This window comes from Pseudoclavibacter caeni (assembly GCF_008831125.1).
GTDB classification, from domain to species: Bacteria; Actinomycetota; Actinomycetes; order Actinomycetales; family Microbacteriaceae; genus Pseudoclavibacter_A; species Pseudoclavibacter_A caeni.
The window spans coordinates 123,392-138,911 of sequence record NZ_WBKA01000005.1; the positions used below are offsets into that span (position 1 = coordinate 123,392).

The window sequence follows — 15,520 nt, forward strand, 5'->3', positions numbered from 1 at the left end:
CCGGACCGCGCTGTTCCGCGCTGCCCGGGCCCACCACCGGTCACCGCTGGCAGCGCGGGCACCAGTACACGTCGCGCAGCCGGGCGGGATCGGCACCGAGCCGGTCGAACGCGATCGGCGTGCCGCAGCGCCGGCAGGGCCGCCCCGCCCGGAAGCACACCCACAGCCGCTGGCCGCGCCGCCGGTCACCGGTGGTCGTCCGCTCCACGCGCAGCCGGTTCGCCCGGATCATCCGGGCCCCGAGGCGCAGGATCGCCGCCGCGTCCGTCTCCCGGGCCGGCCGGCGCGGGTCGACGCCGGCGAGGAAGCAGATCTCGTTGCCGTACTCGTTGCCGAACCCGGCCACGTTCCGCTGGTCGAGCAGGGCGACGTGCAGGGGGCGAGTGTCTGCGGCGAGCCGGCGGACGGCCTCGTCGCGGCCGCGCGACCCGGCCGGGTCGGCGTCCCATGCGGCGCCCAGCGGGTCGGGGCCGAGGTGATCGAGCAGCAGGTGCTCCTCGTCCCGCGGCACGAGCCGCACCTCGGCGACCTCGAACCCGACCGACTCGACCGCGGGCCCGCCCGGGTGCGCGGCGACGGTGAGGACGACGCGGGCCTGGTGGCCGGGTGAGCACCAGCGCTCCCCGGGCCGGTGCCGCTCCCAGCGTCCCTCCATGCGCAGGTGGCTGTGCAGCGTCCAGTCGCCGATGTGGTGCAGCAGGTGCTTGCCGTATGACGTGACCTCGTCGACGACGAGCCCGGTGAGGTCGGCGGTCGCTTGCCGGGGCACGCGCAGCTCGAATCGGGTGATCCGCCCGCCGCGCAGGGCGCGGTCGAGCACCCGGGCGGTGCGGAACACGGTGTCTCCCTCGGGCATGCGCTCCTCTCGACGCGGCCATCGTAGTCAGCGCACGGAGTGCCGCTGTACCAGGAGATCATCGCACCGCGACGGCGTCGCGGAGCACCGACCGTGCAGCGGGTCCGTGTCCGTGCGCACGGTATCCCCGCCATCCCGCGGAATGTCCCTGCCGCCCGCCGTGTTCCATTACCTGGGTCTCGTGCGACCTCGACGATGACGCCGACCTCCCCGCGGCCCGCGCGCCGCGACCCGCGTGCGCGCAGTGCATTCCGAAGGAGGAATCATGTCTGAGCCCACTGAGCCTGCTGCGACCACCGGATCCGCCGGGGGGCAGGCCCCTGCCGCATCCACCCCGACCGTCTCGCGGGCCGCTGTCGTCGGCGCCGGGCTGATCGGCCTGTCGTGGGCGTCGCTGTTCGCCGCTGAGGGGCTCACCGTGAAGGTGTGGGATCCCCGCCCCGATCTCGCCGAGGCGCTCGCGAAGACGGTGCCCCAGGCGGTCGCCGGGGTCCCGGGCTTCCCGGATGACCCGGACGCCGTCGCCGCCGCCGTCGCCCGCGTGATCCCGGTGACGACGATCGCCGACGCGGTCGCCGACGCCGAGCTCGTGCAGGAGGCCGGCCCGGAGCGGGCGAACATCAAGCAGGCGAACTGGAAGGAGGTCGAAGCGCACGCCCCGGCCGACGCGCTGCTGCTGTCGTCCAGCTCGGGCATCGTGGCGAGCGTGCAGTCGGAGCTCATGGTCAACCCGCTGCGCCTGCTGATCGGGCACCCGTTCAATCCGCCGCACGTGCTGCCCCTGGTCGAGGTCTCGGCCGACGAGCAGACCGACCAGGCCCTCATCGACCGGGCGCTCGCGTTCTACCGGTCGATCGGCAAGCATCCGGTGCAGCTGCACAAAGAGGTGCCGGGCTTCGTCGCCAACCGCATCCAGGCGGCCGTGATCGTCGAGGCGATCCGGCTGGTCGACGCGGGCGTCGTCAACGCCCGGGAGCTCGACGACATCGTCACCAACTCGCTCGGCATCCGCTGGGCGAGCGTCGGCCCGTTGCTCGCCTTCCACCTGGGCGGCGGCGAGGGCGGCCTGAAGTACATCCTCGAGCACATCGGCAAGGGGCTCGCGGAGGACATCGGCCAGGGCGACGCGCTCACCGACGAGGTGATCGCGCACATCGGCGCCGACGCCGACCGGGAGTACCCGCACCGGGACTTCCCCGAGTACATCGCCCGCCGCGACCGCCTGCAGAAGGCGGTCATCGCCGAGCGGCAGGCCGAGCAGGCCTGACCCGCCGGCTCCGCGTGGGATGCGACGCGCCCGCTCCGAACGTCTCGGGGCGGGCGCGTCGTCGTCTGGGTCATGGCTCGAGCCCCTCGAGGCGGCCGGACGAGTGAACGACCCCGCGCGAACGACTCTGCACGGGTCGGGTCACCAGGGTCGAAGGCGCAGGATGAGCCCGCGCGGGGTCGGCTCCAGACCAGCGTCGCACAGCGCCCGCCGCCACCCGGCGACCGCGGGGTCCGTCGTCGGCACCCCGTCGATGCGGGTGATCGTGAACGTGGCCAGGCGTCGCTCCCGCACCGTGTCGGCAAGGGAGGCGGCTGCGGCCAGGCGGTCCTCGGCGGTCGCGACATCCCGCCCGGCGTTGGCGACAGGACCGGTCACCGGCACCGCAGCCAGGCCGCCTGCCGAATCGGCCGCTGCGGCTGCAGCCTGGCCGGTCGCGTGCGCGGACGCCGCCTCGGACCCGGCTGCGAACGCCGGGAAGGTCAGCAGGGTGCGTCCGCCGCGCTCGAGGTACAGCACGGGGCGGCCGTCCAGCGTAGTGACGAGCGCGCCGGGATTTCGGCGGGGCCGCGTCCTGCCGCCACCGGCGGGCTCCGGCCAGTCGAGGGCCGCACCCCACGGGCTGGCCGGGTCTGTGGCGGAGAGGGTGAGTGCCGCGGCCTCCATTCGGCCTGCGCCGGTTCGGGAGGCAGCCACGCTGACCAGGGCGGCGGCGTCGCCGTGGCGTGCCGCGTCCGCCAGGTTGTCGGCCATCTCGCGCAGCCGGTCGACCGTGGCGGGTGCGGCGAACTGCGCGCCGCCGAGCCCGTCGACGAGGTAGCCGCGACGACACAGGCCCGCTCGCTCGAACTCAGCAAGCACGCGGTAGGCGGCCTGGAACCCGCCGGGGAATCCCTCCGCCTGTGCGGCGCCGCGGGTGACCACCCCGTGCCGGTCGAGCAACAGGCCGGCCGCGGCGGAGAGCCGCTGCTCGCGTCCCGCCCGCGGGGGCGGCAGCAGGCTCCATCGGCCGGCCAGGCGCGGGTCCGTCTCCACCGACAGGCCTGTCGCATCGAGCTCGCTCGCCCGGTGACTCGCCGTGCCGCTCGCCGGGCCCGCATCGAGCGCAGCCCGCTGGGCGCGCAGCCGGGCGAAGGTGCCATGCCGCCGGGCGCGTCCCACGGGCGTGCGCCGGCGGGTCTTCTGCGCGGCGTGACCGCCAGCGACGAGCGCGCGCAGCCCGGCGAGTGAGTCGGCGGTGACCAGACCGGCCCAGACCTCGGCCCACAGCGCCGCGGCGAGGGAGTCGGCGGTGACGACGAGCCCCCGCTCGCGCAGCCCCGCACGCAGCTCGCGGGCGAACACGGCGCCCCGGTCGGCAAGCACATGCCGTATGCCGGCACGCAGGGCCGCCTCGTCGGCGTCCGCGGACGGGACGTCGGCTGCGGCCGCATCCGCGATTCCTGCCCCGTCCGCAGCTGAAACGTCGGCGACCCCGTCCGCGGTCCCCGTCCCGACAGCAGGCGAGCAGCCGTCGGCCATGTCCTCCCGCACGGGCAGGGTGAGGTCGAGCGTGTCGGCCAGGTGCAGGCTCACCCGGCCGTCATGGCCAGGCAGCGAGCCGCATCCGGCCCACACCACCTGTCCGGCCGTGACGAGCTCGTCGAGCATCCCGGGCCGGTAGTCGGCGACCCGCTGTGGCAGGATCATCGTCTCGAGCGTCGACGCCGGCAGGGGTGCGCCGGCGAGCTGTTCGACGGCGTCGAGCACGCCCTCCAGCCCATGCAGCGACCGGTCACAGTGCTGCCAGTCGGCGAGGAACCGCGCGTAGGCGGGCTGGGGCACGGGCTCGATGCCGCCACGCAGCCGGGCGAGGCTGCGAGTGCGGATCGCCCGCAGGACGTCGCGGTGCACGTACTCGGGCGCGTCGCCGCGCACGTCGGGTCGGAACGCGCCGCGCACGACGAGGCCGTCGACGACGAGCCGCTCGAGCGCGGCGGTGACGACGGCGGGGCCGAGCCCCAGCGCCCGGGCCGGGTCGATGGCGGGGAACGGCGGATGCGTGCGCGCCCAGCGCAGCAGCAGCTCGCGCAGCGGGTCCATTCGGGGTGCGAGGAACGCCTCCGGCACGCCCGGGGGCGGTGCGCAGCCGAGCCCGTCGCGCAGCAGTGCCGCGTCCTCGATCGCGGCGATCTCGTCCCGCCCGGCGATGCGCACCCGGATCGCCCGGCGCCCGTCGAGCAGATCGGTGACCGCGGCCCGGGCGGCGGCGTACGCCGCGGGGGACGGGCTCTGCACGTCGACGGCCTCCGTATCGCTCGTGACGGTGGCGTCCGGTGCCGACGGGGATGTCCGGGCGGAGCCGTCCCCGCCGTCCGGCTCCCGCATCCGCGCGGCGATCGCGGCGAGGTCGAGGGGCCCGAGCTCGCGCAGCAGGTCGGCCACGCCCTCCGCGTCGCGCGCCCGCCGGGCCGGGGCGAGCCGCTGCAGTCGACTGGCGACCTCGGCGATCGCCTCGGCGTCGAGCAGATCGCGCAGCTCGACCTCCCCGAGCAGCTCGCGCAGCACCGCCGGGTCGACTGTGAGCGCGGCGACGCGCCGCTCCCCCAGCGGCTGGTCGCCCTCGTACATGAACGCGCCGACGTAGCCGAAGAGCATCGACCGGGCGAAAGGCGATGGCGTCTCGCAGGCGACCTCGCGCACCCGCACGCGGTGTCCGGCGATGTCGCGCATCAGCGTCTCGAGCGCCTGCAGGTCGTAGACGTCCTGCAGGCACTCCCGCACCGTCTCGAGGATCATCGGGAAGCGCGGGTGCCGGGCGGCCACCTCGAGCAGCCGGGCCGACCGCTGACGCTGCTGCCACAGCGGCGAGCGCCGGCCGGGCGCCGCGGTGCCGAGCAGCAGGGCCCGGCCGGAGCACTCCCGGAAACGGGCGGCGAACAGCGGCGAACCGGTGACCCGGTCGGTGACGGTGGCGCGGATCTCGTCCGGATCGAACACGAACAGGTCTGCGCCGGGCGGCTCGCCCTCCATGTCGGGCACGCGGACGATGATGCCGTCGTTGGAGGCGGTCGCGCTGCCCTCGACGCCCCAGCGCTCCTCGATGCGGGCGGCTATCGCGAGCGCCCACGGGGCATGGACGGCCTGGCCGTACGGGGATTCGAGCACGAGTCGCCAGTCGCCGACATCGTCGCGGGTACGCTCGACGGTCAGCTCGCAGTCGGTGGGGGCCGATCCGGTGGCCTCGACCTGCTCGGCGAGGTAGGTCATCGCGTTGGTCACAGCGCGGTCGTCGAGGCCGGCGGCGCGCAGTCGGGCCGCGGCGGCCTGGCGGGGATCGGTCCGGGTCCGGGTCCGCGACGAGCCGGGGTCGACCCCGACGTTCACAGGGTTGGCCGGGCCGGCGTCTTCCGCCGCGACCGGGGCGGGGTGGCCCCTGGCATCCTGGTCCGTGGAGTCGCGGGCCGCGGCGACCGGGGAGGTTGGTGGGGCCGCAGCGGCGGCGCGGGCCGCGGGCAGCAGGTCGCGGGTGAGCGCGCCGAGGGCGCGGCCGAGCTCCGCCGGACGGGATGCGCTGTCGCCGCGCCAGAACGGCATCCGCCCGGGCTGCCCGAACGCGGGGACGACGTTGACGGTGTCGTGGGTGATCTCGCGGATGCGCCAGGCGGTGGTGCCGAGGGTGAACACGTCGCCCACCCGGGACTCGTAGACCATCTCCTCGTCGAGCTCGCCGACGCGGGTGCCTGGCGTGCCCTCGTCGCCGGTGACGGCCATGACCCGGTAGAGCCCGCGGTCGGGGATCGTGCCGCCGCTGGTGACGGCGAGCCGCTGGGCGCCCGGGCGGGCGGTGAGGACGCCGTGGTCGCGATCCCAGACGACGCGGGCGCGCAGCTCGGCGAACTCGGTCGACGGGTAGCGGCCGCTGACGAGGTCGAGCACCGACTCGTAGGCGGAGCGGGGCAGAGTGCGGAACGGGGCCGCCCGGCGGACGGTGTCGTACCACGCCTCGACGTCGAGGTCGCCCATGGCCGTCTGCGCGATCGTCTGCTGGGCGATCACGTCGAGGGGGTTGGCGGGCAGGTGCAGGGTCTCGAGCTCGCCGGCGAGCATCCGCTCGGTGACGATCGCCGTCTGCAGCAGCTGCGCCCGGTGGGTCGGGTAGAACACGGCGCGGGAGACCCCGTCGATCTGGTGGCCGGCGCGGCCGACCCGCTGCAGTGCGCTGGCGACGGAGGGCGGCGCGTCGATCTGCACGACCAGGTCGACCTGCCCCATGTCGATGCCGAGCTCGAGGCTCGAGGTGGCCACGACACAGCGCAGCCGGCCGGTCTTGAGCGCCTCCTCCACCTCGGCGCGCTGCTCCTTCGACACGGAGCCGTGGTGGGCGCGGGCGAGCGGTGCGGGGGCGTCCGAGGGCTGATCGCCGGAGGTCGGGGTGCCCGTGCGCGGCGAGGCCGTGTGCTGTGTGTCCTGGGTCTGAGCATTCGAGACCGGTGCATCCGGCCGCTCAGGGCTCGAGCGCTGACGGTCCGCGCTCCGGCGCTCCGGCCCCTGGTCGGCCCGGAGTCGTTCGGCGTGCAGCGAGTTGAGCCTGGTGGTGAGGCGCTCGGCGAGCCGGCGCGAGTTCGTGAACACGATCGTCGAGCGCACCGAGAGCACGCGGTCGAGCAGCGACCGCTCGATCCACGGCCACATCGAGCCGACCCGGTGCTCGCCGGCGCTGTCCGCGTCGGAGACCTCGCCACTGTTCGGCTCCCGTGCCGCGGCGCGCTCCGAGGGGTCTGCGACTGCATCCGGGGTCGGCGGATGCGCCATGTCATCCACCGGCACCTCGACAGTCAGGTCGAACCGCCGGTGGGCGGGCGGGGCCACGACGTCCACCGGCCGGTCGCCGCCGAGGAACCGGGCCACGGCGTCCACCGGCCGCACCGTGGCGCTCAACCCGATGCGCTGGGCTGGCCGTTCGAGCAACAGATCGAGCCGCTCCAGCGACAGCGCGAGGTGGGCGCCGCGCTTGTCGTCGGCGAGCGCGTGGATCTCGTCGACGATGACGGTGTGCACGCCGCGCAGCGTCTCTGCGGCGCGGCTGGTGAGCATCAGGTACAGCGACTCGGGGGTCGTGATGAGGATGTCCGGCGGGTGCGCGGCGAGGCGACGGCGCTCGCGGGGCGGGGTGTCACCCGAGCGCACGCCGACGCTGATCTCGGGCAGGGGCGCCCCGGTCAGCTGGGCCTGGCGGCGGATGCCGGCGAGCGGGGCGCGCAGGTTGCGCTGCACGTCGACGCCGAGCGCCTTGAGCGGGGAGATGTAGAGCACGCGCACGCCGGGCTTCGCGGTGCTGGCGAGCCGGGGGGCAGCGGAGGTGTGGGGTGCCGGTTGTGCGACCCTGACCGTGCCGCCTGTGTCGGATGTCACGGGCTGCGGCTGGGCGGCGGCGCGCCGCTCGCGCACGAGCAGGTCGATCGCCCACAGGAAGGCCGCGAGCGTCTTGCCCGAACCCGTGGGCGCGACGACCAGGCAGTTCTGGCCGGATGCGATCGACCGCCAGGCCTCGGCCTGTGCCCGGGTGGGGGCGGCGAACGCGTCTCGGAACCAGGCCTGCGTGAGGGGGCTGAACGCCTCGAGCGGGTTCGGGGCATCAGTCCGGCCGCACTCGTCCTGTGCGTTCGTCGCGTGCCGCTCGTCCCGGGTCATGCCGCCATCCTATTGAGCACGTGTCGCAGTCCCCGTACACCCGGCGACAGGCCGGCCGGGTGGCGGGCGGCGCCCACGAACCTCGACCACGAATGCGCCACGCTGCCGACCTGCAGCCACGAACGCGCCACCCCCCCCCGCGGCGTGAACACGGCTGCCCCGGGTGCGACCGGCGCAGAGCTGGCTGCTCGACCTCGCCCTTGTGCGCACCACGCCCCACCAGCTATAGTCACTTGTAGCGACAACATATGTCGCTCGGCGCACCGCACACCGGGTCCGATGCGGGCACGGGCACACCTCCAACATCGAAGGTGGGTCCCGCCCCGTCGACACCTGCCGGGCCCGGTCGTCGTGACCTCCGTCCAGCACATCGCCCGGACGGATCCAGAGAGGGACGCACGAGCATCATGACCACTTTCACCGTCATCGGCACCGGCAGCATGGGCACCGCGATCACCGGCGTGCTGCAGCGGGGCGGCGCCGCCGTCACCACGATCGCCCATTCCGACTTCGGCACGAAGCCCGTCGACGGCGACATGGTCGTGCTGGCCCTGCCCTACCCGGCGCTGGCGGAGGTCGTCTCGGCCTACGGTTCGCAGCTCGCCGGCCGCATCGTCGTCGACATCACGAACCCCCTCGACTTCAGCACGTTCGACGCGCTGGTCGTGCCGTCCGACAGCTCGGCCGCCGCCGAGCTGCAGCAGCAGCTGCCCGAGGCGAAGGTGCTCAAGGCCTTCAACACGAACTTCGCCGCCACACTCGCTTCCGGGCACGTCGGCGATCAGCCGACCACCGTGCTCATCGCCGGCGACGACGCCCAGGCGAAGCAGACCCTCGCTCAGGCGGTGGCGGCCGGCGGCCTCAGGGCCGTCGACGCCGGATCGCTCAAGCGTGCCCGCGAGCTCGAGGCCGTGGGGTTCCTGCAGCTGACCCTGGCCGCCGGCGAGCGGATCGGCTGGACCGGCGGGTTCGCTCTCGAGCACTGACCGGGAGCGCGCTCGAGCGCTGATCTGGAGGGCTCTCGCGCTGACCCGGGACCCGCCGACCACTTGCGCCACCGTGACACGAACGACCGCGGCTGCGCCACCTCTTGGCGCAGCCGCGGTCGTGCCCAGCAGGGTGGCTCAATCCTGGTCGTCCCCACCATCACACCGTTCTGCCGTCAAGATCCGAGGTCCCATGTCCGACGCACCAGTCACCGCCGCCACCCCCACCACTGCCACACACCTGCTCCACGCCGTCACCTCGTTCACGGACATGCCAGACCCATCCATGCCGGTCGCCCTGTTCCTGCATGGCTTCGGCACGGATGAGGGCGACCTGCCCGGCCTCGCTCCGCTGATCCTTCCCCCGGGGATGCCGTGGGCGTCGCTGCGCGCCCCGCTCGCCCTGCCGACCGGCGGCTTCGCCTGGTTCCCGATCGAGCGCCCGGGCGACCCGCGCCCCGAGCCGATCGAGCGTGCCACCGCCGCGGTGTGGCACTGGACGGACGCGATGCTGCCCGCCGACACCCGGGTCGTGCCGATCGGGTTCTCACAGGGCGGACTGATGGCCGTGCAGCTGCTGCGCACCCGCCCCGACCGGGTCGCACGCCCGGTGAGCCTCAGCGGGTTCGCTCTCTCGGCCGCGCAGCCGGCCGACGAGGCCCTCGCCGAGACCCGTCCGCCCGCGTTCTGGGGGCACGGGGACGCCGACCCGGTCATCACGCCGGCCGCCGTGGCCCGCACCGCGGCCTGGCTCGCCGGCCACACCGCCGACGCCGAGCACCGGTACGCGGGCATGGGGCACACCACCACGCCGGAGGAGCTCGCGGACGTGCACGCCTTCCTCGCCCCGCTCGCAGTCTGAGCCGGCCGTGCCTCGACATCGCCATCCCGCACGCATCGCTGTCCTACCCCACACCGTCGCCGCCTGAACCGGCCCCGCTCGCCGCCTGAGTCAGCCCTGCCCGCCACGCCGGCCACGCTGCCCCTCGCCACGTTCACCTCGTCGTTCCTGCCGCCCGGACCAGCCGCACCGCCCGTCTCATCCACAGGTGCGACGTCTAGGCTGGAGGGTGGCACGACGAACGGAGGCCAGCCGTGGCGATGAACGTGGTCAGCTACAACCTGCGCAAGAACCGGGCGGCGCACGAGCTGGAGGGCCTCGTCGAGGCGACCCTGCCCGACGTGCTGTGCCTGCAGGAGTGCGACGTGGAGACCCTGCCCGGCCGCATCGGCCCGCTCACGCTCGCCGAGGCGACCCGGGCGAACCGGCTCGGCATCGCCGTCCTCTACCGCGACGACCGGTTCTCGCTCGTCGATTCCGAGACGTTCCAGCTGAAGAAGTCGCTGCACGACCGGGTCGCCGCGCCCGCGCACGAGCGTCTGGTCGCCTCCCGCCTGCACGATGCCGAGGCGGGCCGCGACCTGCTCGTCGCCTCGTTCCACGGGGCTCCGCTGACCGCCCGCAACGCGCTGCGGCGCACGCAGATCCGCTCGGCGTTCCAGCTGCTCGGCGCGCTGGGCCCTGACCTGCCGACGATCATGGTCGGCGACTACAACTACCCGTTCTTCCAACGGGGGCTCGAGCGCCGGGTCGGCAGTCACGGCTTCCGGCTGAGCGTGACGAGCGACCGCACCTACCAGCGCTACCGTATCTTCCGGGGACGCTACGACCTGGCCACGTCGACCGGGTTCCGCATCGACCAGGTCGCCTCGCTGCCGCAGGGGGACAGCGACCACCATCCGATCCTGCTGTCGGCCAGTTACGAGGATCGGCCGACGGAATACTCGCTGTGGCGGCAGGCGTTGGAGCAGGTGAAGCACTGACCGCGGGCCCTGCGCGCCCTCCCCCAGTCGAGGACCGTTCCTCACGGCCACGGTCATCCCCCCACGGGCGTGCCGGTCGCGATCGGTCGCGACCCGCGTCCGCGACCGATCGAAGGAGCACACATGACCATCGCCGTCCTCGGAGCCACCGGACATCTCGGCGCCCTCGTGATCGACGCGCTCATCGCCCGCGGCGTCGCACCGGATGACATCCGCGCCATCGGACGCAGCGAGCGCAGGCTCGCCACCCTCGCGGAACGCGGCCTGCAGACCGCCCGCTCCGAGTACGGCGATCCCGCCTCACTGCAGCGTGCGCTGGACGGCGTGGCGAACGCGCTGCTCATCTCCGGCTCCGAGGTGGGCCGCCGGGTCGCACAGCATGCGAACGTGATCGACGCGGCGAAGCTCGCCGGCGTCGACCGGCTCGTGTACACCTCCGCCCCGCACGCCGACGACACACCGCTCGTACTCGCCCCGGAGCACAGGGCGACCGAGGAGGCCCTGCGTGCATCGGGTCTCGCATACACGATCCTGCGCGACGGCTGGTACACCGAGAACTATCGGGGCGACTTCGACCAGGCCCGCGAGCACGGGGTGATCCGCAACAGCGTGGGCGAGGGCCGCATCGCGAGTGCCCCCAGGCGGGATTACGCCGAGGCCGCGGCGGTCGTGCTCACGGGGACCGGCCACGAGAACCGCGTCTACGAGGTGACTGGCGACCATGCCTGGTCGTTCCGGGAGTTCGCCGAGACCGCCGCCCGCGTGCTCGGCCACCCGGTCGTCTACGAGACGATCACCCCGGAGCAGGAGCTCACCGACCTTGAGCAGAGCGGCGTCGACCATGGCACCGCGGAGTTCGTCGTCGTGCTGAACGGCAACACCCGAGACGGGCTGCTCGGCGAGACGAACGGGGTGCTCTCGGGCCTCATCGGCCACCCGACCGAGCCGCTCGAGCAGACGATGCGCGGCTGGGTCGAGCGCTGAGCCGCAGCCGACCGCGTCGCAGGGCCCGTCCGGTGATCACCGGACGGGCCCTGCGCATGTGCATCAGATGCGCCGCGTCTCCGCATCCGGCTATCAGGGGTCCCACAGCCGGCGCTGTCCGGCCTCCCAGAGTCCGGCCCGTATCGTCGCCGACATGTCCACCACCGATGGCACCGCGCTCGTCCCCCGCCCCGCCCCGGGCCAGACCACGACTCAGGTGCCCGCTCCGGTCGTCGATCTGCTCATCCCCGTCCACAACGAGGCACACGACCTGCCCCACGCCGTGGCCCGCGCCCGGGCGTTCCTCGACCGGGAGCTGCCCTGGCCTGCCCGGCTGACGATCGTCGACAACGCCTCGACGGACGACACCTGGGCGATCGCCCGCCGGCTCGCCGCCGAGATCCCCGGCGTCGCCGCGGTGCGCCTCGACCGCAAGGGGCGGGGGCTCGCCCTGTCGACCGTGTGGCGCGCCGACGCGGCGCACATCCCGGTGCTCGCCTACATGGACGTCGATCTGTCGACCGATCTGCGCGGGCTCGCCCCGCTCGTGGCCCCGCTCGTCTCCGGCCACTCCGACGTGGCGATCGGCACCCGGCTCGCCCGCGGATCGCACGTGCGGCGCGGTCCGACGCGCGAGTTCATCTCGCGCTCGTACAACCTGCTGCTGCACACGCTGCTGGGCGTGCGGTTCTCCGACGCCCAGTGCGGGTTCAAGGCGATCACCGCGGACGCGGCCCGCGCGCTGCTGCCGCAGGTGCACGACACGCAGTGGTTCTTCGACACCGAGCTGCTCGTCATCGCCGAGAAGGCCGGGCTGCGCATCCACGAGGTGCCGGTCGACTGGGTCGACGACCCAGACAGCCGGGTGGACATCCCCCGCACCGTGCGCGAGGATCTCGCAGGGATCGCCCGGCTGGCCGGCGCGCTGCTCGGCGGGCGGATCCCGCTCGAGGCGATCCGCCAGGCCGTGCACCCGCCGATGGCCACGGATCACGACGAGGCGCCTCACGACGGGCTGCTCGGCCAGATCGTGCGCTTCGCCGTCGTGGGGCTCGCCTCCACGGTGCTGTACACGCTGCTGCTGCTCGGACTGATGCCGCTCGCCGGCGCGCAGGCGGCGAACCTCCTCGCCCTGCTGCTCAGCACGCTCGCGAACACCCAGGCGAACCGGTGGTTCACGTTCGGCGTGCACGGCCGCCGCCGGGCGCTCGTCCACCAGGGGCAGGGCCTCGTGGTGTTCCTCGTCGGCTGGCTGCTCACCGCGATCGCGCTGCAGCTGACCGCCGGGCTCGCCCCGGTCTGGCAGGCGGTCGCCGCCACGGTCGCGAATCTGCTGGCCACGCTGGTGAAGTTCCTGCTCTTCCGACACTGGGTGTTCCGGCCGCACCGGCCTGCCACCACGACGGATGCGGGGGTCGGCCCCGCCCGACACAGCCCCGCACGTGACGCCCTGCTGGACGATCAGGACGCGACACCGGCGGCGCTGCCGACACCGGCAGATCGCCCCGACGGCACCGCTGACACCTCTGACACGATGGAGCACCGATGACCACCGCATCCACCAGTCCGCTGACGCCTCGCCCCGGCCGCGCCGCCGCGAGCCTCGCGGCCACCACAAGCCCGGTAACGGGGGCATCCAGCCTTGCGGCCGAGGCATCCGATGCCGCGACCGCGGCGATCGCCACCGAAGCCGACGTGCGCGCACCGGGCGCGGGACGCCTGCGGGGCGTGCGCGACCACGTCGTCCGCTGGCTGCGCGGCGAGACCCGCCCCGAGGCCGCCGCGACCCCGCGCACCCGCTGGGAGCGTCCCGCACTGCTCGTGCTGCTCGCGGTGACCACGGTCGCGTATCTGTGGAATCTCGCCGCCTCTGGCCGGGGCAACTCCTTCTACGCCGCGGCGGCGCAGGCGGGCTCGCAGAACTGGGAGGCGTTCCTGTACGGCTCCTCGGACATGGGCAACTCGATCAGCGTCGACAAGCCGCCGGCGTTCCTGTGGGTGATGGCGCTGTCTGTGCGCCTGTTCGGGCTGAACTCGTGGGCGCTGCTCGTGCCTGAGGCGCTCATGGGCGTGCTGTCGGTCGCCGTGCTGCACGGTGCCGTGCGCCGGGTGTCGACTCCGCAGGCCGCGCTCATCGCCGGATTCGCCCTCGCAGCCACCCCGATCGCCGCGCTCATGTTCCGATACGACAACCCGGACGCGCTGCTCGTGCTGCTGCTGACCGTCACGGCCTGGCTCGTGCTGCGGGCGGTCCAGGACGGCCGCACCCGTTGGATGGCGCTCGCCGGGCTCACCGTCGGATTCGCGTTCCTGACCAAGCAGCTGCAGGCGTTCGTCGTGCTGCCCGGATTCGCCGTGGCGTACCTGATCGCCGCGCCCGTGTCACTGCGCCGGCGCATCCGCGACGGGTTCATCGCGGTCGGCACGCTCGTGGCCGGCGCGGGCTGGTGGGTCGCGCTCGTCGAGCTCGTGCCGAGTGACTGGCGACCGTACGTCGGCGGCTCGCAGGACGACTCGTTCCTGGAGCTCACCTTCGGCTACAACGGGTTCGGTCGCATCACCGGCGACGAGACCGGGTCGGTCGGTGGCATGGAGGGCCAGGGCGGCATGTGGGGTGAGACGGGGATCACCCGGCTGTTCGAGGGCGAGTTCGGCGGCCAGGCCTCGTGGCTGATCCCCGCCGCGCTCGTGCTGCTCGTCGCCCTGCTCGTGGTCACGTGGCGGCGCCCGCGCACGGACGCCCTGCGCGCGTCCGCCGTGATCTGGGGGTCGTGGCTCGTGGTCACCGGCCTCGTGTTCAGCTCCATGTCGGGCATCTTCCACGCGTACTACACCGTGGCCCTCGCCCCGGGCATCGCCGGGCTCGTCGGGCTCGGCTGCGGAGAGCTGTGGCGGCGCCGCGACCGGTGGCCGGCTGTGGTGACGCTCGGCGCGGTGACGGCGCTGACCGTGGTGTGGGCGTGGGTGCTGCTGGGCCGCAGCTCGAGCGTCGAGCAGTGGCCGGTGCTCGTCGTCGGCGTGCTCGCCGGGCTTGCCCTGGCGCTGTCGCCGTGGCTGCCGTGGACCTCCCCGTGGATCACGCGCGCCGCGGCCGCGGCGGCCCTCGCCGCGGCGTTCACCGGCCCGGTCGCCTACACCCTGTACACGGTGCAGCGCGGGTACACCGGGTCGATCATCACCGCTGGCCCCTCCGTGTCGACCACCTCGATGGGCGGCGTGGGCGGAGGCCTGGGCGGCCCCGGCTCGATGGGCGGAGGCCTGGGCGACCCCGGCGCGATGACGGACGGCGGCTCAGCCGGAGTGGAAGGGTCCGGCTCCGGCACGACCGGGGCGATGCCCACCGCCGACGCGTCAGAGGGCGGACCCGCCTCCGGCGACGGCTCCGCAGGACGGACGATGTCCGGCGGCCAGGGTGGTCAGGGGCGGTTCGGTGGCCCCGGCGGCCAGGATGGTGACGGAGGACATGGCCAGACCGAGCAGGATGGCCCGGACGGGGCCGGGCAACAGGCCTCGGGGACGCCCGAGCTGGGCGGCATGGGCGGCATGAGCAGCATGAGCGGCATGAGCGGCCTGCTCGACGGCGGCGACGCCTCCGATGAGATCGTGGCGCTGCTCGAGGACACCGGCGACGCCCGGTGGGCGGCGGCGACGACCGGGTCGCAGAGCGCGGCGGCCTACCAGCTCGCCTCGAATCGTGCCGTCATGCCGATCGGCGGGTTCAACGGCACTGACCCGGCGCCGACGCTGGAGGAGTTCCAGCAGCATGTCGGGCAGGGCGAGATCCGCTGGTACATCGCCGGCCGCAGCATGGGGAGGTCGATGGGTGGCTCCGACGCCGCCGAGCAGATCTCCGAGTGGGTCGAACAGCATTTCACCGCGCAGACGGTCGACGGGGTGACGCTCTACGACCTGACGCCCTCGACCGAGTGA

8 protein-coding genes and 1 pseudogene are annotated in these 15,520 nt (G+C 73.9%); 7 read left to right on the top strand and 2 right to left on the bottom strand.

Annotation, left to right across the window (positions count from 1 at the left end; genetic code table 11):
• Window positions 1-40: 40 nt before the first annotated feature.
• The gene (locus F8O02_RS07330) at window positions 41-856 is read right to left on the bottom strand and encodes a DNA-formamidopyrimidine glycosylase family protein (protein WP_158036597.1); all 816 of its coding nucleotides are present in this window, start codon (window positions 854-856) and stop codon (window positions 41-43) included.
• Between the two features lie 265 nt (window positions 857-1,121).
• On the opposite strand from F8O02_RS07330, the gene F8O02_RS07335 reads away from it, so the two are divergent.
• Window positions 1,122-2,123 carry a 3-hydroxyacyl-CoA dehydrogenase NAD-binding domain-containing protein gene (locus F8O02_RS07335; protein WP_158036598.1) on the top strand — a complete coding sequence of 334 codons (1,002 nt, stop codon included), beginning with the start codon at window positions 1,122-1,124 and terminating at the stop codon, window positions 2,121-2,123.
• Between the two features lie 507 nt (window positions 2,124-2,630).
• On the opposite strand, the pseudogene F8O02_RS09245 reads toward F8O02_RS07335, so the two are convergent.
• Window positions 2,631-7,796 (bottom strand): annotated as a pseudogene (locus F8O02_RS09245) (DEAD/DEAH box helicase); the annotation flags it as partial.
• A gap of 407 nt (window positions 7,797-8,203) precedes the next feature.
• Between F8O02_RS09245 and F8O02_RS07345 the strand changes: the two are divergent.
• The 6 genes from F8O02_RS07345 (at window position 8,204) to F8O02_RS07370 (ending at window position 15,520) form a co-directional block, all read left to right on the top strand.
• Window positions 8,204-8,782 carry an NADPH-dependent F420 reductase gene (locus tag F8O02_RS07345; protein ID WP_158036599.1) on the top strand — a complete coding sequence of 193 codons (579 nt, stop codon included), beginning with the start codon at window positions 8,204-8,206 and terminating at the stop codon, window positions 8,780-8,782.
• A gap of 193 nt (window positions 8,783-8,975) precedes the next feature.
• A complete protein-coding gene (locus F8O02_RS07350) occupies window positions 8,976-9,644 on the top strand; it encodes an alpha/beta hydrolase (protein WP_158036600.1) in 669 nt (222 codons plus the stop codon).
• A 239-nt stretch (window positions 9,645-9,883) separates the two neighbouring features.
• On the top strand, window positions 9,884-10,606 hold the full coding sequence (locus F8O02_RS07355) for an endonuclease/exonuclease/phosphatase family protein (RefSeq protein WP_158036625.1): 723 nt from the start codon (window positions 9,884-9,886) through the stop codon (window positions 10,604-10,606).
• Window positions 10,607-10,729: 123 nt separating this feature from the next.
• Window positions 10,730-11,590: an SDR family oxidoreductase gene (locus F8O02_RS07360; protein ID WP_158036601.1), complete on the top strand. Its 861-nt coding sequence runs from the start codon at window positions 10,730-10,732 to the stop codon at window positions 11,588-11,590.
• 154 nt (window positions 11,591-11,744) lie between these two features.
• Entirely contained in the window at window positions 11,745-13,139 is a 1,395-nt protein-coding gene (locus tag F8O02_RS07365) for a glycosyltransferase (protein WP_158036602.1), read from the top strand.
• A complete protein-coding gene (locus tag F8O02_RS07370) occupies window positions 13,136-15,520 on the top strand; it encodes an ArnT family glycosyltransferase (protein ID WP_158036603.1) in 2,385 nt (794 codons plus the stop codon). Before F8O02_RS07365 ends, F8O02_RS07370 begins: the two co-directional genes overlap by 4 nt.

Excerpts from the sequence above, each read along its gene's own strand:
- F8O02_RS07330 (WP_158036597.1), bottom strand. The coding sequence starts at position 856 with ATGCCCGAGGGAGACACCGTGTTCCGCACCGCCCGGGTGCTCGACCGC.
- F8O02_RS07335 (WP_158036598.1), top strand. The coding sequence starts at position 1,122 with ATGTCTGAGCCCACTGAGCCTGCTGCGACCACCGGATCCGCCGGGGGG.
- F8O02_RS07345 (WP_158036599.1), top strand. The coding sequence starts at position 8,204 with ATGACCACTTTCACCGTCATCGGCACCGGCAGCATGGGCACCGCGATC.
- F8O02_RS07350 (WP_158036600.1), top strand. The coding sequence starts at position 8,976 with ATGTCCGACGCACCAGTCACCGCCGCCACCCCCACCACTGCCACACAC.
- F8O02_RS07355 (WP_158036625.1), top strand. The coding sequence starts at position 9,884 with ATGAACGTGGTCAGCTACAACCTGCGCAAGAACCGGGCGGCGCACGAG.
- F8O02_RS07360 (WP_158036601.1), top strand. The coding sequence starts at position 10,730 with ATGACCATCGCCGTCCTCGGAGCCACCGGACATCTCGGCGCCCTCGTG.
- F8O02_RS07365 (WP_158036602.1), top strand. The coding sequence starts at position 11,745 with ATGTCCACCACCGATGGCACCGCGCTCGTCCCCCGCCCCGCCCCGGGC.
- F8O02_RS07370 (WP_158036603.1), top strand. The coding sequence starts at position 13,136 with ATGACCACCGCATCCACCAGTCCGCTGACGCCTCGCCCCGGCCGCGCC.